Here is a 19,614-nt window from a genome sequence, read left to right as displayed (position 1 = left end):
AGGAGCACGCACTATGTTGCCGATCCGCCGTGACATCCGTTTCGCCCTGCCCGCCGAGCGCATCAAGGACTGGCATGAACAGGGTCCATTCATTACGCATTTTTTCAATGCGCTGTCGTTGCTGTTCCCCCAGGGCGAGCTGTTTTTCATGGACAGCGTGCGCCACTACCGCCAGCACATCGACGACCCTGAACTGAAAAAAGAGATCCAGGGCTTTATCGGCCAAGAGGCCATGCACAGCCGCGAGCACGTGGCCTACAACGATCTGTTGCAACGTGCAGGGCTGCCGGCGCACACCCTGGACCGGCGTCTTAAATTCATCCTCGACCTGCAGAAGAAACACCTGCCGCCGTCCTTCAACCTGGCGGTGACCATCGCCCTTGAACACTACACCGCGATGCTTGCAGAAATACTCTTGAGCGACCCGTCGCGCTTTGGCGACTCACTCAAGGGCTACCAGCAGATGTGGTACTGGCACGCCCTGGAGGAAACCGAGCACAAAGCCGTGGCCTTCGATGTGTGGAACCGCGTGATCAAGCCCGGGCCCAAGCGCTACCTGCTGCGCACCGGGACCATGCTGACCACCACGGTATTCTTCTGGCTGGTGGTGTTTGACTTCCACCTGCGCCTGCTGATTGCCGACCGCAAAGCCGGTGGGCACGTGAAGGGCTTCTGGCGCATGTTGAAATTTCTATATGGGCCAAGGGGTGTTTTCCCACGGATGCTGGTGCCATGGCTGCACTACTTCAAGCCCGGCTTCCACCCTTGGGACCACGACAACCGTGCGCGCCTGGCCGGCATCGATGGGCTGCTCAAGGACATCGAGCAGACTCAACGCGGTTATTAAACCTGTGCCAAGGCGGCGCGCTCACGCACAAAGCCTTCCAACTGATCACCCGGCAGCGCCTTGCTGAAATACCAGCCTTGGATAATCAACTCGGCGCCGCTGTTCAGGAAGGCCAATTGCTCGGCAGTCTCGACGCCCTCCACCACCACGCCCAGGTTCAGCGCCTCACAGAAGCGCAGCATGCCGGTCATGACCTGGGCGCCCTTGGGGTCGTGCTGGGCCACCACGAAGCTGCGGTCGATCTTGATGAAGTCGACCGGAAACTGGTGCAGGTAACTCAAGGCCGAAAACCCGGTGCCGAAGTCGTCGATGTAGACCTTGGCACCGATGGCCTGCAGTTTCTGGATGGTCTGGCGCGTGACCTGGATATCGCTCACCAACGCGTCTTCGGTGATTTCCACCGACACCTGCCCATGGGCCTGGGCGAGGATGTCCACCAGGCGCTCGCCGTACGCCGCGTCGGTGAGGGTCGCGCTGGAAATATTGATGGTCATAGGCAAGGCAAAACCGAGCTTCTGCCACTTCTGGTACTGGCGAACCGCCTGGGACGCCACCCACACATCCACGTCAGGCATCAGCCGCGCCTGGGCCAGCCACTGCAGGAACTCCCACGGCGAATGCACCGTGCCCTGAGCATCGCGGGCGCGCATCAGCGCTTCACAACCGGTGCACAGGCCGGTGCGGGTCGAAACCTGCGGCTGGAATTCAAGGTAGAACTCGTAGTCGCTGATCTGCTGGATGCGGCTCAGCTCGGTGGCCTGGCGCGCCAGGTTTTTGTGGGAGGCGAGTATCGGGTCCAGCTCTCGCAGCCGGCCCTTTTCCTCAAGCCCACGGAAGGTCATGTCCAGGGACTTGAGGTACACCGTGCCGCCTTCGGTGGCTTGGCGATGAATTGCGCGCACATACGGCGCATACACGAGGGTGCCCAGGCCCAGCAGCGCCACTTGCAAGACCACCGCAGCCAAATCGCCGTGGGTACTGAGGTAGGCATTGAGCAACACCGGCGCCGTGAATGGCACGCTGACCACCGCCGGCGACACCCACCCCATCTGCACCACCGTCAACGCCACCATGGCGTTCAACGCGGGCACGATCAGAAACGGAATGAACAAACGCGGGTTGAGGATGATCGGCAAACCGAACAACAGCACCTCACTGACGTTGAACAGCGACAGCGGCAGGCTCGCCACTGCCAACAGGCGCATGGATTGGCTCTTGGAGAACAGCAGGATCGCCAGCAACAGGCACAAGGCCCCACCCGAGCCGCCGATAAACGCAAAGCTGCCCAACAGGCCACTGTTCAACACATATTTGATCGGCTCACCCGCCGCCAGTGCCACATTGTTGAGCACCACCGCCTGGTCCAGTACATCGAACAGCGGTTGCATGGCGTACACGCCGTGGATGCCGAAAAACCACAGCAGCGAATTCATCAGGGTTACGAACAAGCCGCTGCCGTAGGGCGACTGCAGCGCGTCGAGCACTTGGGGGCCTTGCAACTGCGCTACATACGGAATCTGCAGCAACAAAGACAGCACCACCACCAATGCCAGGGCGGTGATAGCGCCCGGCAACACCATATTGATGGCGCCCCGCAGGTTGTGCCCCACCAGGTCTTCATTGACCAGCCGGGTCCAGCGAAACCGGTGCAGCCAGGCAATCGCCGGCACATTCAGCAACGGCGATGCAATCGCGATAAACAGTACGAAGGTGGCCGAAGCCCTAGGGTAGTCGCGCAGGATAAAGGTCGCCACCACCACATGGGACAGGCACAGGAACGCCACCGGCAGTTGCGGCAGACGATGCTGGATCGCCAGCATATAACCGATGGAAGCGGCGACCAGCAGCGGGATCACCGAGCTGATCTGGTTGTGCAGGCCCGCCAGGAACGCCACCACTTGCGGGTCGAAGCCAAGGACGCGGGCGCATTCGGACAGGATCAGAAAGCCCGCCGACACCAGCAGGCATGGCAGGATCCACAACAACCCTTCGCGAATCGCTCGCAGCGACTCGGTGCTGGCCAACGCAGCCAGACGTTGCGTGAAGAACAGCTTGAACAGCGTTTGTGCCATGACCCATCCCTCTGCCCATCGCCCACTGTCCCTGAAAGGCAGGGCCGGAAACACGGGCTAACGCTACACGTCCTGGCACGATGAGCGAAAGCCTTTTGCCATTCAATCGGGTGAATTTTTCCGTAGCGGACGACAGGTAATTCCCTGATTTTGCCAAATAATTGAATGTCCATCCCCAAGCACATCCCGGGATCTGCTTCAATGAGGGCTATATGAACGTCACCCTGCCCCTCTCTTTGTTTGGAGTAAGCCCTTGTCACAACCCGGTGATAACCACCAGCTCGCGCTGGACAGATTCCTCGACGAACACCCCGATGTCGCCACCGAACTCAATAGCCTGAACCCGCTGGCCGCCCAGGCCAAGGGCGAAACCCTGGCCCAATACCGCGCCGAGCGGCTGCATGAAGCCTTCGAAGCAGAGGCCGAGCGCCAGGGCCTTTTCGCCTGGGAACTGACCCTCAAGCTCACCACCGAATCCGCCGAGGCCTTCGAGGCCCAGCGCCTTGAGGTGCACAAAGAGGTGGCGCAGATGGCAGGCCTGAGCTGGACCGAGTACTGCCAGCTGCATGACCTGTCCGGTTGACGCATTACCCCAGGAACCAGCGACGCCGACGGTCCGCAAAAGCTTCACGCAGTTCAGCGATGCCGACCGTACGCTGCTCAGGGTCCATCGCCAACGCTGAGCATAAAGACGACCAGCAATGCCTGGGAAGTTGCCTGGGCCGAGGCAGCCGTTGATGGCCCTGGCGATTACCGGGGCGTCGCCCCTCGGCCAGTTCATAAAGCACACAGGCCGCCCCATACAGGTCGGCACTGGCCGACGGCGCCCCTCCTGCCAGTAACTCCGGCGCGGCATAGGCCGGTGTCCAGGCGTTCAGGCGGCTGCGGCTCAAGCTGGGTAGCCCGGCCCTCGCCTGCACCTCGGCATGCCCCAGGCCAAAGTCGAACAGGCGCACCCCCTGCTCGCCCATCATGATGTTCGCCGGTTTCACATCGCCATGCAGAACACCTTGTCGATGGGTGTAATCCAGAGCGTCCAGCAGTTGCAAGGCCATGGGCTGCAACGCGTGCCAGGGCAGCCCCTGGGGGCACTCCGGCAGCATGCGGTCCAGTGTCAGGCCTGGCATGACTTCCATGGTGAAGAATGCCAATTGGTGATCCGTGTCGACCTCGAAAGAAAACACACGGACGACATGATCATGGCGCAGGCTGCGGGTCAGGGCGAACTCGCTGTACAGCAACACATGCGCGTCGGCGCACAGGGAAAGCGTGTCACCCAACAGCTTCACCGCCACCCGGCAGTCCGGCTCGCCGAACGCCTCATGCAGCAGGTCGCGGCCACGATAGACCACGCCCATGCCGCCAGTGCCGAGGATTCGTTCAAGCTGATAGCGTCCCGCAAGCAAGCATGGCAAAGCGGTTACCGCGCTCATGACTGGACCACCACGGCAGTCAGGTCATCCGGCGCCGGCCCACGCAGCACATCGCTGAACAACCGGTCCACCACCCGGCGTGGCGTGCCTGCGCTCATGGCACTGCCCAGCGTACTGTGGCTGAGTCCTTGGTACAGCCCATCACTGCACAACAAAAACACATCCCCGGCGTGGACACCCAGTTCCAGTACCTCAAGGCTCAGCGGCTGGCGGGCGCCAATCGCGCGGGTCAAGGCTTTCGCGCCGGGATGAGCCTGGGCCAGCTCGGCACTCAAGTGCTGTTTATCCATCAGGTGCTGCTGCAAGGAGTGGTCACGCGACAGCTGATACAGGCGCTGCGCGCGCCAGAGATAACAGCGACTGTCTCCGGCCCAGATACACGCCGCGCGATTGTGTTCGAGCACCAGCACAACGACCGTGCTGCCGATGACGCTCGACAGGCCATCAGCGGGTTGCAACTGGCTGTCGAGGCCGCGCAGGCAGCCTTGGACAGCCTTGACCCGTTGGTCGAAGCCGCCCTCGCCCGACAGCGCAGCAAGGCTGCGGACGACCCGTTGACTGGCAACATGCCCGGCAGTATGGCCGCCCATGCCGTCGGCAACTGCCCAGCAACCGCGTTGCGGGCAGTCGAGGAAGGCATCCTCATTACGCGCGCGACGCTTGCCTTGCGCCGTTTGCCCGGCGCTTCGCCAGGAGTGCGCGCGGTTCACAGCTGCTCCGGCAGGCGGAAGGTCCGCCATGTCGCCATCTGGAACGGGCTGGGGTTGCGTTGGCTGGTGAGCAGGTAATTGGCACGCAAGCCGGCAAGGTCAGCCTTGAGGATCTGTGCGTCCCTGCCGCTGGCGGCCTCGCTTTGCATCAGCTCGAAAAGCCGGAACAGCGACCAGGCGCCCCGGTCTTTTTCGATGCCCAATGGACGCTCTGCACCGCGCTCCAGTATCAGGCTGCTACGACCGTTATCGGTGTCGATCGGCCAACGGAAGGCCACTGGCACGATCGGGCCATGCCGGTATTCCAACTGCTGATCGCCTACCCGCAGCGTCGCCCGGCTGACAGCCTGGTCCAGGCTGTAGGGGGCCAGCGTAAACCGAACGGCCCAATCGCCCTGGTCCTCGGTGAAAAAACCTTGGCGGATGGTCTGGGCCTTGGCCAGTTGGTCCAGCAGCGAACGCGACACCGGCAAACTCTGCCCCTCCAGGCCACGCAAACGATAGCGGTTGCCCTCGGCACTGACGAAGGGCCGCAGGAAGCCGTCATAGAAGCGTTCCATTGTCCCTCGCGGTTTGAAGAAGGCCTGGAAATCATCCAGGGCAACGTCGGCGCCGGCATGGGCATTGAACGGGTAGCGTTGCCGAATCGCCTTCGCGTAGAACCCATGGAGTTCACTTTGATAACGCTGATTGACATACACATAGGCGTCATCCAGCAGGTGGCGCCAACTTTGCTCGGCAACTCCTTCGAACCAGCCTTTGAGCGGTGCAGGCAAGCGCATGGCCGTATCTCTCAGGTTGCCCAAGAGCGGCTGCTGCCCCTCCATGCGCTGCCTGGCCAGCTTGTACGCTGCCTGCTCCGGCGAACTCTCCCGGCTCAGTGTCGACAATTGCAGCTGCAGCTCGTCCAGCAAGCGCAATGCCTGCGTCAACTCGCCAGCGGGGTTCTGCTCGTCATCGAGCAATTGATGCAATGACTCGAAGCGGCGCTGCAATGCACGTCGGGCGGTATCCGCCGGCACCACGCTGTTCAGCACGCTTGTGGCTGCCGAGCCTATCGCACCGGCGTGCTGGCTAACCGCCTCAAACCGCTGCGAGGCCGGCACTAGCCGGGTGTTTTCGCGCACCTGCTGCAACAGCTGTACCACCCCCGACTGGCTGGAGGAAAGGCTCGCCAATTGCTGCACACCCTGCCTCAGATTGTCACTTTCCACGGGCCGGATTTGACCAAGGGCTTCACTCCAGGCGTCGGCGTATTCACTGAAGTAGCGTTGCTCCAACGCCTGCATCAACTTACGCAGCGCCATTGCGCTGAGATCAGTTGCCTCCCCAAGCACCCAGTTATCCTGGGCAATGGCATTGACCAACTGAGGGCCCTGTCGCTCGAAATACTCCAGGTACTTTTTGGTATAGAAACCCGGGATGGGTGACTCGACCCTGGAGAACGCAGGGCCTGCCGCCAAGTGGTAGGGCTCCAGACTCCGCGCTTGCTCACGCAGGGCACGGTAGACCACCTCGGCCAGTGATTCACCGCGTAACGCCAGGCGAGCCTGGGCTACCGATTCATCGTTCAACGGCACTTGAAAGGGTTGCTCAAGGAGCCGCATGAAGTGTTCGCTCAGTCGCTTATGTGCCGATGTATCCCCCGCATTCCCACCAGGCCATTGCCCGGCTACATAGTCCGCCAGCCAGGCCGTGTCACGTCGCTCGCGCAGGTTGAGCATCAGGTAGGCGCGTAGGCTATCCAACAGACGCTCGCGATCATCCAGGCTCGCTTGCACCTGCTTTTCGAGCAGTGAGGCGACAAAGGGCAGCAGTTGCTGACGCAGGGATTCTTCATAGGCGCCAACCAACAGCGGACGACTGACGTCGCCTTGATACAAACCGCCCCGATCAACCCAGCGCGCCTCTCCCAGCGATGGAAATACGTTTGTCGCAGCCCGTCGACCGTCCAGCAGCGCCAGCAATGCCGGGCTCTCGTCCACGCCGAGTGGGGTTGAGGGCGTGGGGCTGGTCAATTCCAACAGTTGAACCAGCCGCTGATGGTTAAACGAATAGCTGTGCGTCCATAGCACTGCCGCTGCACCGATGGCGATTGATGCTGCCAGCGCCAATGCCCCGTGGCGTCGACGTATGCGCTGCCGCTCCGGGGTGTGCAACCCGGCAAGATCAGCCTCGGCAAAAATCACGCGATTGAACAGGCCCTGGACAAAATGAGCACGGCCCTCAGCCGTCTTCGAGCTGGTCAGGTAGAACCCTCGCAGGCCGTTGATGCGCTGATAGCGATGGGCGGAAAACGCAGTCTCGATAAACAGGCCCATGCAATCGCCGAGGCGTGCGACCTGCCGGGGGAAATCCAGCATCTGGCCCCGTCGCTCAAGGTTTCGTTCCTGATGCAGACGCGGGATCAGCTCGGCGCCAAGGCGCTGCAGCATCGCGTCGAACGCTTCGCGCACTTCGGCGACATCAATGCTGGTCGTGCCGGCTGCCAGGCAACCGCCGAGCACATCGTCGGTGCTGTCACCCTGTTGTGCATCGAAGAACTCGGCAAATCCAGGCAACCGATCAGCCTGGGTCAGCGCCAGGTAAACCGGCACGTCCACATGCAATATCTGCTGAATGTCCTGCAAGCGGGTGTGTACGTTACGCGCATGCTGCTGCAGGTCGTGTTCATTGCTACGCAACAGGGTATCGACTGACAGCGTCACCACGACGCCATTGAGCGGCCGAGATCGGCGCCACGACTTGAGCAAGCCCAGCAATGTCGACCACCCTGCTCCATCGACCGAAGGATCAGGCTGGTCCAGGTAGCGGCCAGCCATTTCGATCAGTACGGCGTCGTCCGCGAAATACCAGTCACAGTGGTGGCTCGTGCCTGGGCGCGCCGCTTCGGTCAGGTCGAGAGGCGACTTCAACCCATTGGCTGATAGCAACGCCGTCTTGCCGCTACCCTGCTCACCGATCAACAGATACCAAGGCAGTTCGTTGCGTGAGCGTTCGCTGCGTTCACCGTAGCAGCGTGAGGTTTTCAGTGTTTGCAGGGCCTCTTTGAAACGCCCGCGCATGTGCCCTACTTCATTGCTGATCAATGCCTGCCGTTGATGACGTTGGTGATGCTCAGGCTGATCCAGGCGAACAGCGCGGCGTGCCCCCACCCCAACCATCGCCAGCCCCCAAAGCAACAACAGCCCGCTGACGGTCAGCAAACGGGCGGTGGCGCTTTGCCAGAAACGGTAGTCATCCACCGCCAGCAATGGCCCGAAAAACCAGACCAGCAGCGCACTGGAAAACACCAGTAACAGGCTCCACGCCCAACTCTTGCGCAGCACCGTGCCCGCGCCCTTGAAGAATGCGTTCATTCATTGCTCCCTGCGTTACAACGGCGTCTGAGACGAAGCTGACACCAAAGGTTGAAAAGGTTGCAGCGCTGCCATGCGCTCCTGGCCCAGCACCCAGGCAAAGCCGGAATACATCACAAGCAAACAGGCCAGCACACCGACGGCAACCCAAGTAGTAGAAATCAAGTGAACGCGCGGTCGGGATACCTTCATCGAAGCGGGTGAAAGGGAGACCGGCAGTCGCTCACCGCGCACATGCCGGATCTGGCGATACACCGCATCTTGCATACTCTCAAGCTGCACCCTGCCCCGCTCCATGACCCGGTATTTGCCCTCGAACCCCAACGACAGGCTCACGTACATGAGTTCCAGCATCGCCACATGCTTGACAGGATCTCGGGACAAGCGCTCCAGCAACTGGAAGAATTTTTCACCGCCGAAGGTTTCGTTGTGAAAGCGACTCAACAGGCTCGTCTTTGACCAATCGCTGCGACTGCCCCAGGACGTGGTGACCACCGCTTCATCAATCACACTGCAGAGCACATAGCGCGCCGACATCACCTGGCTATTTTCGGCGCCTTGGTGGAGGGCCCGCGCCTCAAACGCGTTGATCCCGGATGAAAGCTGGTCATTCAGCGCCACCAGGCTTTCCCTGGCGGGCCCGGCCTTCAGTTGCACAACCTGCAACAAGAGTTCCCAGGCCGCTGCCAGGAGAATGTTGGAGCCCACGTCGAAGCTTTGCGCGCCCTGCAAGTGGGCGCTATAGATCATGCGGTCTTCCAACTGCTCGAAACGTGGCGGCGACGGGAAGTCCGTGACAGCCCCGTGCGCAGGCCCTAGCCCATCTCGGTCGAGCAGTACGGTTTTTTCGTCCTGCGGGTATTCACTGTCCATCGCCATGGCGTTCAGTTCCTGATAGCCCAGAAGTTGAGTTGCAGCTCGGCAAACTCGCCGCTGGCGTGAAAGGCGAAACCGCCTGACTGCTCCAGTTGCGCAATGTCGCGTGGGCTGAGTTCAAGCATGAAATAGGTCTTGCCGGCATGAAACGGAATTTGCCGCGGCGCTACCGGCAGTGGCTTGACCTTGATGCCGGCGAGGTGCAGGTTCACCAACTCGCGGATGCGTTCCACGGGACCAATCTTGAGGTGCGCTGGCAGACGATGGCGCAGCTCCTCTGTGTCGCACTGGGCAGTGGCCGCCAGAATGAACGTGGCCGAGCCGAGTAACTTGAGATCGCTCACTGGACAGACCAGCACCCCGTACTGGCGCGGTTGCAGCGTCAGTTCGATGGCATGCTGTTCCAGCACCAATGAAAGCAAGGTGCGAAGCCCTTCCATCAGCCCACGGAAGCTCGCGCCTTGATCACCGTGCTGGTAGTGCACCAAGCACTGCGCGCGTTTGTTGTCGCTGGCGAACGTCGACAGCTCGCCAAGAATTGACAGCAACTCACGAAATACCTGCTCGGGACGGACCTGCGCCTGGCCCAGGTAGTGACGCAAAATCAACTCCGCACGATTGATCAATTGCAGCATCAGAAAATCACCAACTTGAGCCCCGGCAGAGGCACCACTGCCCTGGATGCGGGCAGCGATCGCGTCGCCCCGGTTGGCCAGCAGGCTGATCACTTCCTTGATACAGGAGGACACATAGCCAGCGTCTTGGAGACAGAGAAACGTCGGCACAAAATCCGACTCCAGCCGCACCCCCCCTTCATGGGTCGAATCCAGCACTTGGGCGACCTGCAGTTTCACGTAGGACGGATCACTGGGTTGCTCCCCCAACACCAGGCGCAAATCCGGGCGCGCACAGTGGACCTGGCACAGGGAATCGACCCCGGCATTGGTGTCCCCGATCTCGGTTTCATAGGCGACGTAGCGCGCCAGTACATCGCTTTGCTCCTGTCTGCGCACTTCCACCTGATTGTCCGTCGCCAGCGGCAACGCCAGGTAGACCGCTTGCCTGCCTGCGTTGGCAGGTACCTGTAGCACCAGGGGTTCCATGGCACCGCTCAGCTCGAACAGGCTGCCATCGGGCAATACACCGCTGGCCTGGGTAACAACCACCTTGCCCAGGTTGAGGTATTGCACGTCCACTTCCAGGGTCAGGAAACCCCAGGCATCGCGGCTCAGCAGACGCGTGCGGTTGAGTTGCCGGTGGAAGTAACGGTCGTTGTGTTGCAAGTGCTGGGGTCTGAGCAGCATGCCTTCTTGCCAGATAACGTTATGGGTTTGCATCTCAGTCCTCCATTCTGTCGGTATGAGGGGGTGCGATGCGCATACCCTGCTGGTCCAGCACGATTTCGGCGCGGGTCCGCTGCCCGGGGACCACAGGCAGCACCAGCCGCCATTGCACGTGGGGCAAGTCACGATAGGCCGCCAGCACACCCACATAACGGCTGTGTGGCCCGACGCTGAGCTTGAGCGCAGCCTGTTCACCGGGCCGCAGCTCCAGCTCCTCACTGCCTACCCAGTCCTTGGGCAGCGTCTGTTCGGCCCGGCCATAGAGGCTGAAGAAGTCGGCGTTTTCGAAGGCAACGGGGTGGCGCAACTCAAGCAAGTGCACCACCACTGGCGATGGACGGCCATGAAGGTCGGGGTTGACGTCGTCGCTGGCCGTCACCGTCAGGTCCAGTTTGGTCAGGGTCGACAAAGGTGAAAGCGTGCTGCACCCAGCCAACAGGCCAAGCACCAGCAGCATTGAGCTAGCAGTGACTCGAGACATGAACATCATCCTGGGTAACCGGCATGCAGCGTGGAGACCAGGCGCACCTGCTCCTCGTAGGCCTTGGAAAAATCGGTGCGTAATAACTGCTCGCCCAGGGACGTATCTTCAGCCAGCCGTTGATAGTGCCGTTGGTAGGCTCGCCAATGCATGCCATCGGTGTGGAACCGCGAGGGCTTGCCTTCGCGCTCGAAACACAACAACAGATGCCCTGGCGCAAAGGCCGCCAACGCGCTCCTTACGGTGGTTCGACAGGCGACGACCAGGGCCAGTTGATGAACCTGCAGGTCTCGACACACCTGGGCAACGGCCTGCTCGGCAGGCAGTTGCCCAGGTTCGCCAGTCCCCAACAGCGACGACACGACAGCCTGGGTGTCGGCACAGTCGTCCAACGGGTTGCGGGTATGACGCACCGGGACCACCAACGCGCCCTGGATCTCACTGTTCAGCTCATCACGGGTGCGAAGGCTTTGCTGCAAACCTTCGAGGGTTTGCCTGAACAGGCCCGCGACCTTGATCGCCAGGGCTTCGCGCCCCGGTGTATCGAGTGTGTCGACCTGGACGCCCAATACCTGCGCGAACTGTGACCAGAATGCGTCCGAGTTGGCAGGTGCAGCCATTGCCGGGAGAGACGCAGTCACTTGTTCGTCCGGCTCAGCCCACCTTGGCAATACCAAGTGGTCGCGGTCCACGGGCCCTTGGCACAGCGAGGGTGGCATCGCCTGTGCGGAGGTGTCCAAGGTGTCCGGCAGCACTGACGTATCACCACGCAACTGCTCGCGATCCAGCTCATGAACAGGGTCAAGTCCCAGAAATGCATCGTCTGGAATCACGTCATCCCTGGCGACAGGTTGCCGGGCAGGTTCGATCAGGCGGGCACGGATATCCAGGGTGCCCAATTGGTACACATCCCCCTCACTGATCAACCGTGCCTGCCCCTTGCACAGCCGCTCCATCCTGCCGGATACGCCGATACCGTTGCTGCTGATATCCGTCAGGAAGTACTGGCCCTCTCGATAGCTGACCAAACCGTGATGGCTGGAAATCAAGCGATTGGCGTCCGGGATGATCCAATCGCACCCCGTCCCACGACCGATCACGCCGCCGACGCCGTCAAACGTCTTGCGCGCCGGCGGAAGATCGCTGGCGGTACTACAGACTTCGAATACTAATTGCATGGCTGCGCGCCCCTGTTCACTGGCCACGACGGACCGCCTCGGGGTCACCCAGCGGACGGTAGTCGGCATCATCAAAGACATAGTTGGCGTTGCAGCCACTCAACAGACACAGCACAAGCACAACGGCTTGCCACCGATGAAAAGGCATCAGGTTTCTCCCATGAAATTAAGCCGCCCATATGTTCCCCACTCAGCACTCCTCACGGGCATCTCCAATCGGGATCTTCAGGCGTGCCAGACGGTAGAGCAGCGTGCGCCGTGCGACGCCCAACTCACGTGCCGTGCGCGTGCGATTGCCACGGTTCTTGTGCAGGCAATCGATCAGGAACACCCGCTCGACCCGTTCAAGGCGCTGGCGCAACGTCGCATCGACGGGCTCATTGGCAGGGGGTACCGACAAGGACAAGTGCGCCGGCAGAATCACGCCGTCATCACAGAGCAGCACCGCGCGTTCCACCAGGCATTTGAGTTCACGGACATTGCCGGGGAACGCATGGCTCGAGAGTTGATCAAGGGCGGCGTTGGACCACATCACCGGCGCATGCCCAAGCGCGATAGACGCGTTTTGCGCGAATTCACGGGCCAACAGCAACACATCGCCTTCGCGTTCACGCAAGGGTGGCAGCTCGATGGGAAACTGTGCCAGCCGGTAGTAAAGGTCTTCGCGAAAACTGCCTTGGGCGACCATCGCCGCGAGGTCTCGGTGGGTGGCTGCGATGATGCGCACATCGACCTTATGTGCCGCAGTGGCGCCCAACGGGCGAACTTCGCCCTCTTGCAGGACCCGCAATAACTTGGCCTGCAGTGACAGCGGCATATCACCGATTTCGTCCAGCAGCAGCGTGCCGCCGTCAGCCGTGTCGAACAGCCCGGTGTGATTGCGCTCAGCCCCCGTGAATGCCCCCTTGCGATAGCCGAACAGCTCACTCTCCAGCAGCCCTTCGGGAAACGCCGCGCAGTTTTGCACCACGAACGCCTTGCGGTTGCGGGGGCCGGCAGCGTGGATCGCGCGCGCCACCACCTCCTTGCCGGTGCCGGTTTCGCCGCGCAGTAGCACGGTATAGGGCGCATGCAGAACCTTGCCGATCAGCCGATACGTTTCGTCCATCGCGGTGCTGCTGCCGATCAGACCCAACGCTGCACGGGGTGGCGGCATGCAGTCACGCGGTGGACTCAAACAGCCTTCGAAACGCTTGCGCCGCTGCAACGCTAGTTGAATCAGGGCAAAGCTGCCCAGTTGGCTTAAGGCGTCGCTGCAATCCTGCAAATTTTGCGGACGCTGGCTGGCACACAGCAACACACCGATGATGGACTTGCCCCGATTGAACAACGGGACGCATGACAACGCTCGCCAAGGTGACGCCAGCGCAGGCAGGAAGCCGCAGTCGAATACGCTGCCGGTGAGATCTTCCAGGCTGAATGCCACTCGGTGATTGAGCACATGATTCAACACCTGTTCATGCTGAAAGTCTTTGGTGCAGGCCTCATTGATCGCGGGCTGCACGCCGGGCAAATGCTCGGCAATCAGCTCAAGCCGACCGGTAGCTTCATTGCGCCAGTACAACTGGCTGAGTTCGCATTGGCTCAATTGCGCCACTGCCGAGACACATAGGCCGGGCAACGTGGTTTCTTCGCCGTCGATGCCCAGGCGGATGAACCAGGCGAGCAGTTGGTCGGCGTTGGCGTGGGGCTGGACGATCGGGGCAAGCGCGGTATCCCTCATTGGCTGAACTCACAAAGGGGATAGCCCTCACTGTCCAGGCGAGCATGCACCTGTGACAGCGTTTCGCCTTGGGCCATGGCTTCCAGCAGTCGATCCACCACCTGTGGCAAGAGATGGCGCTCAATCCATTGGTCAATGTAACGGGCACCGCTGTCAGCGTGGGTGCACCGCTCGGCCATGTGTGCGACCAGCTCCGGTGTATAGCTGAAGGCAAGCTTGCGCAGGTGCAAGCGTTGTCCCAGGCTTTCGAGCTTGAGCCTTGCCAGGTCATGCAGGATTTCGTCCGAGATCGGGTAATACGGCACCACGTGCATCCGAGCCAGCAACGCAGGCTTGAAGTGGTCGCGCAGCAGCGGGCGAATCGCTTCTTGCAATACCTGCACATCTGGCCGCTGGCCGCCTGCGCATAACTGGCCGATGCACTCACTGCCCAAATTGGATGTCATCAGGATCAGGGTGTTGCGAAAGTCGATCTCCCGCCCCTCCCCGTCATTGGCCAAGCCCTTGTCGAAAATCTGATAGAACAGGTTCAGCACTTCGGGGTCCGCCTTCTCGACCTCATCGAGCAGCACCACCGAATACGGGCGTTGGCGTACGGCCTCGGTCAGCCTGCCGCCCTCGCCGAAACCGACATAACCGGGTGGCGCGCCAATCAACCGCGACAGCGAATGTTTTTCCTGGAATTCGGACATGTTGAGCGTGGTGACAAAACGCTCACCACCGTACAGCAAGTCGCCAAGCGCCAGCGCAGTCTCGGTCTTGCCCACCCCACTCGGGCCTGCCAGCAAGAAGACACCCACCGGTGCGTCGGCCTTATTGAGCCCGGCAGCGACGGCCCGCTGGTTGCGGTCCAGGGCCTGTATCGCTTGCTCCTGGCCACGAACGCGCAAACGCAACGCATCGGCAAAGCCCAGTACCCGTGCACTGTGCTCGAATGCCAGTTGCTCAACCGGGATACCGGTCCAGGCACTGATGACCTGGGCCACCAGGCGCGGGCACACCTGCGGCGCCAATGCCTGCTGGTCTCGCCAGCCTTGCTCCAGGTGTTGACGCTCGTCGTTCGCGGCGTGCATGCGCAGGCTCAGCGCGTGCAAGGCCTGTTCGTCCACACAGAGCCCGGCGTCCCGATCACGCGTCAATGCCTGCTGTTGCCGCGCACCTTCGGCCAGCTCGGCGTTCAGGTGTTGCAGTGCATCGGGCGGTGTCTCCCGACGGGTACGCAAACGAGCGCAGGCGGTGTCGAGCACATCCACCGCCTTGTCGGGTAACTGCCGCCCGGCCAGGTAGCGGGCGCTCATCTGCGCCGCTGCGACGACAGCATCGTCGCGCACGTAAACACCGTGGCTGCGCTCATACACCGGAACCAACCCGCGCAGGATCGAAATCGCCTGGTCGACACTCGGTTCCCCAACCCGCACAGGTTGAAAACGCCGCGCCAACGCCGGATCTTTCTCGACGTATTTCTTGTATTCCGTCCAGGTGGTCGCGGCGATGGTGCGCAGCTCACCACGGGCCAGGGCCGGCTTGAGCAGATTGGCGGCATCCGACGCACCGGCCTGGGCGCCAGCTCCCACCAGCGTATGCGCCTCGTCAATGAACAGGATCACTGGTTTTGCCGAGGCATTGACCTCGTCGATGACCCCCTTGAGGCGCCGCTCGAACTCGCCCTTGATACTCGCCCCGGCCTGGAGCAACCCCATGTCCAGGGTCAACACCCGCACGTCCTTGAGCGCGCCCGGCACCTGTGCGGCGGCGACACGCAGCGCGAGACCTTCGACAACGGCCGTCTTGCCCACACCGGCTTCACCGACAAGGATCGGATTGTTCTTGCGCCGACGCATGAGTATGTCTATCAACTGACCGATCTCGGCGTCACGGCACAACACCGGGTCGATATGACCTTCGCGAGCCTGGCGTGTCAGGTCATGGGTGAAGCGCCCCAGCAAGGACTCACTGCTCGGCGCAGGCGTCGTTTCGGGCGCCTGGCTCAATGCAAACCCGAGCACACGCGTGGCATCCAAACGGTTCAACAACCGCTGATAGGCACTGCCTGCGTATTGCAGCGGGTGACGCAACAGCGCCAGCAGCAACGCTGCGTGATCGACGTCAGTCCGTCGCAGCTCCAGATGGGCAACCATCAATGCCTGTTGCAACCATTGCACGAGCGCCGGGGCAAACACCGGATTGCGCGATGCGCTCGCCTCGCCTTTCGGTTGCAGCGCTGCTTGCAAGTCGCCGACCTCGATGTCCGCATCCGCCAAGGCACGCATCAACAGGCCGTCGTGATGTTCCAGCAGGGTCAGCAACAGGTCCTCTACAAGCACTTCCCTGCCGCCGCGCGTGACGCACCGTTCGGCTGCACGCTCCAGGTCTCGACGGGTCGGAAGGGTCAATGTCTGGATAAGTTGTTGCAGGTCCACATTCATCATAATGATTCATCCCTAGTGAGCGGTGCCCGGCACAATGACCACACCGTCGGCGCATTCATGCGCCAGCCAACTGGTCCAGCCGAGGCGGCATACGTTGTTTTCACCCAGGTGCAACGGCCTGATTTCAGCCTTCGCCATTACAAGCCGCAGGTCATATTCCAAGGGGTCACGCACTGTCAGCCGCACCAATGAGCACAGCAGCGGGTAATCAGCGCCAGTGGGCAGAAAACCATGGAACTGCTGCCAGCCCAGGCCTTGCAGATGCACCCTGAACTTGCCGCTGCGATCGACTACCCGGCTCCCCAGCACGTGGTCGTGGCCAAGCATGCTGTTCGCCGCACCGAGGCGATTTCGCTGTGACGCAGCGATGACCACCCGGCGCTGGACCCACTGCTCGATGAACAAGCGGTTGTGCTTGAAGTAGTAACGCAGCACCGTCTCGATCAAGGCGGCCGAGTGCGCCCGCAGGCTGAGCAGCCCCAGGTAGGGCAGCAGCCGTGTGCAGTTCAATGGCGCAGCACTGCGAATCTGCTGCCCTCTCAACCCGACCAATGCAAACATCTGCTCGGAAAAAGAATCCCTGGCGTCTGCCTGGAAACACGTCCGATAGCGATACTTGCGCCAGATCGGCAGCATCAGCCGTTGCAGACGGTGGTGAAACACGTCAAGGAAGTCGCGGGTCGCCTTGCCAGCAGCCCCGTCGGCACACGCCTGCTCAGAATAAAATGCCGGCAAGGGCGACCCCGCGCCACACAGGCCCAACACGTTCAGGCGCAAACGCGCACGCAATTGATCGTGCTCAATGAAAAACTCCACCCGATCAATATCGTGTCCGGGAAAACCAAGGCCCGGGTTGGCTTGAAATTCCAACAGGTCGTACAGCGCGTCGTCATCCAGCAGCGGATGGGCATCACGCAGGCGCTTGATCACCTGCAAAACCGCCTGGAACAGCGTGTATTCGCGAATGCCTCGGCACAGTTGCGTCAAAGCAGGGGTTGCAGCCCCATCCGTGGTGGCCATAGGTACACGTCTCCTTGTGTGCTGGTGACTCTCAGTTCGTGAAAGGCGTTGAGGCTGGCGTAAAGCGCAAAGAATTCGTTAAGCACTGACGCAAACACAAACACTTCGCCCTGCCCCAGAAAGCCCTGTGGGTCGATGACCAAGTCGATGCGCACGCCGCGAAACGGCACGCCACGGTGCAGCCGATCGACAGCTGCGTGACTGACCGATCGCATCGCGCCCAACCGCCTTGCGCTGACCTTCTGGGCTTGCCGATCGTGGTAGCGCGGCACGTCGTAGGTTTCGAGGACTACCCGCAAGGCATTGATGTCACTCAGTGACAGGTAGTTGAGCGACATGTTGCTGATCAGTCGCCACAGAAAGTCCTGGTCCAGGGGGGCGGAGAAGCTGGCAGTCGGTGCGCAGATATTGCGGAACGACAACCCCTCGGGCATCTGTTCGCCAGGCTGGTTGATGTCGCCTACCTGCAACTGGCGCGGCAGGTTGTGATTGGTGCACGTCAACTCGATCGACACTGTTTGCTGGTCCAGCACCAGCCCGCTGCCGAACCCTAGCCAGGTATCGAGCCCGGCATGCTGTGCCGAAGGCCGCTGGCGAATGCTGTAGCTTGGAACCCGTCCGGACAGGTGGGTATCGCCGTCATGCTCGAAGGACTCGATCGGCACGTAGGCCTGGTACCCAAGCCCTCCAGGCTGCCAACCGGTGACGCGGTCTACGGAAAAGACACACGCATTCTCCCGTGAGTATTCGCCAGGAATCAGCAGGTACTCATCCTGCTTGCCATCCAGGCGAATCGGCACTGCATCATGCTTGAACAGGTTGACGATGGGTGTGCAGTACAGCTTCACGTTTTCCAGGGTAGGCTTCTGGGACTCACGCCACGAGCAGCGCAGTTCAAAACGCAACACCACACCCTGCACCTGCTTGAGCAACTCGCCAGGCAATCGACGCAGTACGTCCAAGCCCCCCACGTCGACAAACAGGTATTTGTCGGGAAAGGCGAAGTATTCCTGCAGGTGTCGATACCCGCGAAAGGTATTCTGCGGATACGGGATCAAGGCTTGCTCCTCACTGAACCCCACAGGCTGCACCTGATCGGCACCCAGCCGGAATGACAGTGCCTGCCCGTCCTCCCCAGTCACTGGCAGGCCATCGTCGCCGAAAGGCAGCACCTCGATGCTTTCAAGTTGACGCAACAGGCTCAGGTACAGCGCCTGGCTGATATAGCGATCTCCCGCCAGATGCAGGCGCAGTTGATCAAAGGTCCACTCGCTGAAATTGCCTTCGGCGCTCATGCCCAGGCGCAGGCTCAATACCGCCCGCTCGCCCTGGGCAATGTGCTCCAGCGCACTCAGTTGCAGCGGCAGGACCTGCGTGTCGTAGCAGGTACGAAAGCGGCAGCGTTCTTCATTGACCGAGGTGCTTTCAACCGTTGTGTCCCGCGCGACCCACACACCTGGGCCTGAGTGTTTGAGCGGATCAAATTGCAGGATGCTGAACGCAGGGACCGGGCGCATGTAGTTGGGCCAGAGCAAATGCATCAACGAATGCGTCAGCTCTGGAAGCTCGTCATCCAGTTTCTGACGCAAGCGACCGGTGAGAAACGCAAAGCCCTCCAGCAATCGCTCGACGTCCGGGTCCTGGCCAGACTCTGCAAGAAAAGGCGCGAGCGCCGGGTTGCGCTCGCTGAACCGTCGCCCGAGCTGCCGCAAGGCACTGAGCTCGCTTTGGTAAAAACGGTTAAACGACATCCGGCAATACCTCGACCCGGCCGCCATCACTCAGGCGTGCGGTAAACACCACGGGCTGCCGGGAACCCTTGACCACCAGCGTCGCCTCAATAGCGAACGCCAGGGCCAAAGCGTCATGGTCCCGAGGCAATGACCTGACCCGCACGTCCTTCAAACGCGGCTCGTAAGCCCGGATGAATCGCTCGATCAATAGGCGCGACTGACTCAACGATTCATGCAGGCTCTGGCTCATGTCATTGAGGTCGGGCAAGCCGTAGTCCGGCAATGTCTGCGCACTGCCCGCACGGATGCTGAGCATTTTCCCCAGATGGATGGCGACAGAGGTCACGCCAGAGTCGGGGTTGGCTGCCGGGCGTTCGAGTCGCTCGAAAAGGCTTCGGTGGTAGGTCATT

Annotated in this window: 16 protein-coding genes; 2 read left to right on the top strand and 14 right to left on the bottom strand. The window is 61.3% G+C overall.

From position 1 onward, the window contains the following. Positions 1-13: 13 nt before the first annotated feature. Positions 14-847 carry a metal-dependent hydrolase gene (locus AC0IYN_RS23950; RefSeq protein WP_406598028.1) on the top strand — a complete coding sequence of 278 codons (834 nt, stop codon included), beginning with the start codon at positions 14-16 and terminating at the stop codon, positions 845-847. Here the strand turns inward: AC0IYN_RS23950 and AC0IYN_RS23945 are convergent. Beyond that, the gene (locus AC0IYN_RS23945; RefSeq protein WP_457238789.1) at positions 844-2,919 is read right to left on the bottom strand and encodes a PTS sugar transporter subunit IIC/EAL domain-containing protein; all 2,076 of its coding nucleotides are present in this window, start codon (positions 2,917-2,919) and stop codon (positions 844-846) included. The genes AC0IYN_RS23950 and AC0IYN_RS23945 overlap by 4 nt on opposite strands. Before the next feature lie 253 nt (positions 2,920-3,172). On the opposite strand from AC0IYN_RS23945, the gene AC0IYN_RS23940 reads away from it, so the two are divergent. Further along, positions 3,173-3,502, top strand: a complete 330-nt coding sequence (locus AC0IYN_RS23940; protein ID WP_406598026.1) for a DUF6388 family protein — start codon at positions 3,173-3,175, stop codon at positions 3,500-3,502. Between the two features lie 4 nt (positions 3,503-3,506). Here the strand turns inward: AC0IYN_RS23940 and AC0IYN_RS23935 are convergent, their stop codons facing one another. The 13 genes from AC0IYN_RS23935 to tssE are packed head-to-tail and all read right to left on the bottom strand — an operon-like array spanning position 3,507 to position 19,613. Further along, positions 3,507-4,352: a serine/threonine-protein kinase gene (locus tag AC0IYN_RS23935; protein ID WP_406598025.1), complete on the bottom strand. Its 846-nt coding sequence runs from the start codon at positions 4,350-4,352 to the stop codon at positions 3,507-3,509. Next, on the bottom strand, positions 4,349-5,092 hold the full coding sequence (locus AC0IYN_RS23930) for a PP2C family protein-serine/threonine phosphatase (RefSeq protein ID WP_457247950.1): 744 nt from the start codon (positions 5,090-5,092) through the stop codon (positions 4,349-4,351). The genes AC0IYN_RS23935 and AC0IYN_RS23930 overlap by 4 nt, the downstream gene beginning before the upstream one ends. Next, on the bottom strand, positions 5,059-8,421 hold the full coding sequence (gene tssM / locus AC0IYN_RS23925) for a type VI secretion system membrane subunit TssM (RefSeq protein WP_471843569.1): 3,363 nt from the start codon (positions 8,419-8,421) through the stop codon (positions 5,059-5,061). Before tssM ends, AC0IYN_RS23930 begins: the two co-directional genes overlap by 34 nt. A 15-nt stretch (positions 8,422-8,436) precedes the next feature. After that, complete coding sequence (gene icmH, locus AC0IYN_RS23920; protein WP_471843567.1) at positions 8,437-9,300, bottom strand: type IVB secretion system protein IcmH/DotU; 864 nt, start codon at positions 9,298-9,300, stop codon at positions 8,437-8,439. A gap of 5 nt (positions 9,301-9,305) precedes the next feature. Further along, positions 9,306-10,634, bottom strand: a complete 1,329-nt coding sequence (gene tssK, locus AC0IYN_RS23915) for a type VI secretion system baseplate subunit TssK (RefSeq protein ID WP_458375389.1) — start codon at positions 10,632-10,634, stop codon at positions 9,306-9,308. A 1-nt stretch (position 10,635) separates the two neighbouring features. Further along, positions 10,636-11,121 (bottom strand): type VI secretion system lipoprotein TssJ, encoded by a 486-nt coding sequence (gene tssJ, locus AC0IYN_RS23910; protein WP_471843565.1) that lies wholly within the window; start codon positions 11,119-11,121, stop codon positions 10,636-10,638. Positions 11,122-11,126: 5 nt separating this feature from the next. Next, the gene (gene tagH, locus AC0IYN_RS23905; RefSeq protein ID WP_471843563.1) at positions 11,127-12,299 is read right to left on the bottom strand and encodes a type VI secretion system-associated FHA domain protein TagH; all 1,173 of its coding nucleotides are present in this window, start codon (positions 12,297-12,299) and stop codon (positions 11,127-11,129) included. 16 nt (positions 12,300-12,315) lie between these two features. Then, a complete protein-coding gene (locus AC0IYN_RS23900; protein WP_406598018.1) occupies positions 12,316-12,447 on the bottom strand; it encodes a type VI secretion protein in 132 nt (43 codons plus the stop codon). A 42-nt stretch (positions 12,448-12,489) separates the two neighbouring features. Beyond that, positions 12,490-14,022, bottom strand: coding sequence for a sigma-54 interaction domain-containing protein (locus AC0IYN_RS23895; RefSeq protein ID WP_471843561.1), 1,533 nt, complete (start codon positions 14,020-14,022; stop codon positions 12,490-12,492). After that, positions 14,019-16,451: an AAA family ATPase gene (locus tag AC0IYN_RS23890; protein ID WP_471843558.1), complete on the bottom strand. Its 2,433-nt coding sequence runs from the start codon at positions 16,449-16,451 to the stop codon at positions 14,019-14,021. Before AC0IYN_RS23890 ends, AC0IYN_RS23895 begins: the two co-directional genes overlap by 4 nt. 12 nt (positions 16,452-16,463) lie before the next feature. Then, positions 16,464-17,471 (bottom strand): type VI secretion system baseplate subunit TssG, encoded by a 1,008-nt coding sequence (gene tssG / locus AC0IYN_RS23885; RefSeq protein ID WP_471843556.1) that lies wholly within the window; start codon positions 17,469-17,471, stop codon positions 16,464-16,466. Then, on the bottom strand, positions 17,435-19,222 hold the full coding sequence (tssF, locus tag AC0IYN_RS23880; RefSeq protein WP_471843554.1) for a type VI secretion system baseplate subunit TssF: 1,788 nt from the start codon (positions 19,220-19,222) through the stop codon (positions 17,435-17,437). Before tssF ends, tssG begins: the two co-directional genes overlap by 37 nt. Further along, positions 19,212-19,613: a type VI secretion system baseplate subunit TssE gene (gene tssE / locus AC0IYN_RS23875; RefSeq protein WP_471843552.1), complete on the bottom strand. Its 402-nt coding sequence runs from the start codon at positions 19,611-19,613 to the stop codon at positions 19,212-19,214. The genes tssF and tssE overlap by 11 nt, the downstream gene beginning before the upstream one ends. Position 19,614 lies beyond the last annotated feature (1 nt).

Source organism: Pseudomonas sp. AC112, assembly GCF_979253545.1.
Note: the sequence above shows the minus strand (reverse complement) of the source record. Positions and strands in the feature narration are given on the sequence as shown.

Coding starts and splice junctions, on each gene's coding strand:
- AC0IYN_RS23950 (WP_406598028.1), top strand. CDS start 14: ATGTTGCCGATCCGCCGTGACATCCGTTTCGCCCTGCCCGCCGAGCGC.
- AC0IYN_RS23945 (WP_457238789.1), bottom strand. CDS start 2,919: ATGGCACAAACGCTGTTCAAGCTGTTCTTCACGCAACGTCTGGCTGCG.
- AC0IYN_RS23935 (WP_406598025.1), bottom strand. CDS start 4,352: ATGAGCGCGGTAACCGCTTTGCCATGCTTGCTTGCGGGACGCTATCAG.
- AC0IYN_RS23930 (WP_457247950.1), bottom strand. CDS start 5,092: ATGGCGGACCTTCCGCCTGCCGGAGCAGCTGTGAACCGCGCGCACTCC.
- tssM (WP_471843569.1), bottom strand. CDS start 8,421: ATGAACGCATTCTTCAAGGGCGCGGGCACGGTGCTGCGCAAGAGTTGG.
- icmH (WP_471843567.1), bottom strand. CDS start 9,300: ATGGCGATGGACAGTGAATACCCGCAGGACGAAAAAACCGTACTGCTC.
- tssK (WP_458375389.1), bottom strand. CDS start 10,634: ATGCAAACCCATAACGTTATCTGGCAAGAAGGCATGCTGCTCAGACCC.
- tssJ (WP_471843565.1), bottom strand. CDS start 11,121: ATGTCTCGAGTCACTGCTAGCTCAATGCTGCTGGTGCTTGGCCTGTTG.
- tagH (WP_471843563.1), bottom strand. CDS start 12,299: ATGCAATTAGTATTCGAAGTCTGTAGTACCGCCAGCGATCTTCCGCCG.
- AC0IYN_RS23900 (WP_406598018.1), bottom strand. CDS start 12,447: ATGCCTTTTCATCGGTGGCAAGCCGTTGTGCTTGTGCTGTGTCTGTTG.
- AC0IYN_RS23895 (WP_471843561.1), bottom strand. CDS start 14,022: ATGAGGGATACCGCGCTTGCCCCGATCGTCCAGCCCCACGCCAACGCC.
- AC0IYN_RS23890 (WP_471843558.1), bottom strand. CDS start 16,451: ATGATGAATGTGGACCTGCAACAACTTATCCAGACATTGACCCTTCCG.
- tssG (WP_471843556.1), bottom strand. CDS start 17,471: ATGGCCACCACGGATGGGGCTGCAACCCCTGCTTTGACGCAACTGTGC.
- tssF (WP_471843554.1), bottom strand. CDS start 19,222: ATGTCGTTTAACCGTTTTTACCAAAGCGAGCTCAGTGCCTTGCGGCAG.
- tssE (WP_471843552.1), bottom strand. CDS start 19,613: ATGACCTACCACCGAAGCCTTTTCGAGCGACTCGAACGCCCGGCAGCC.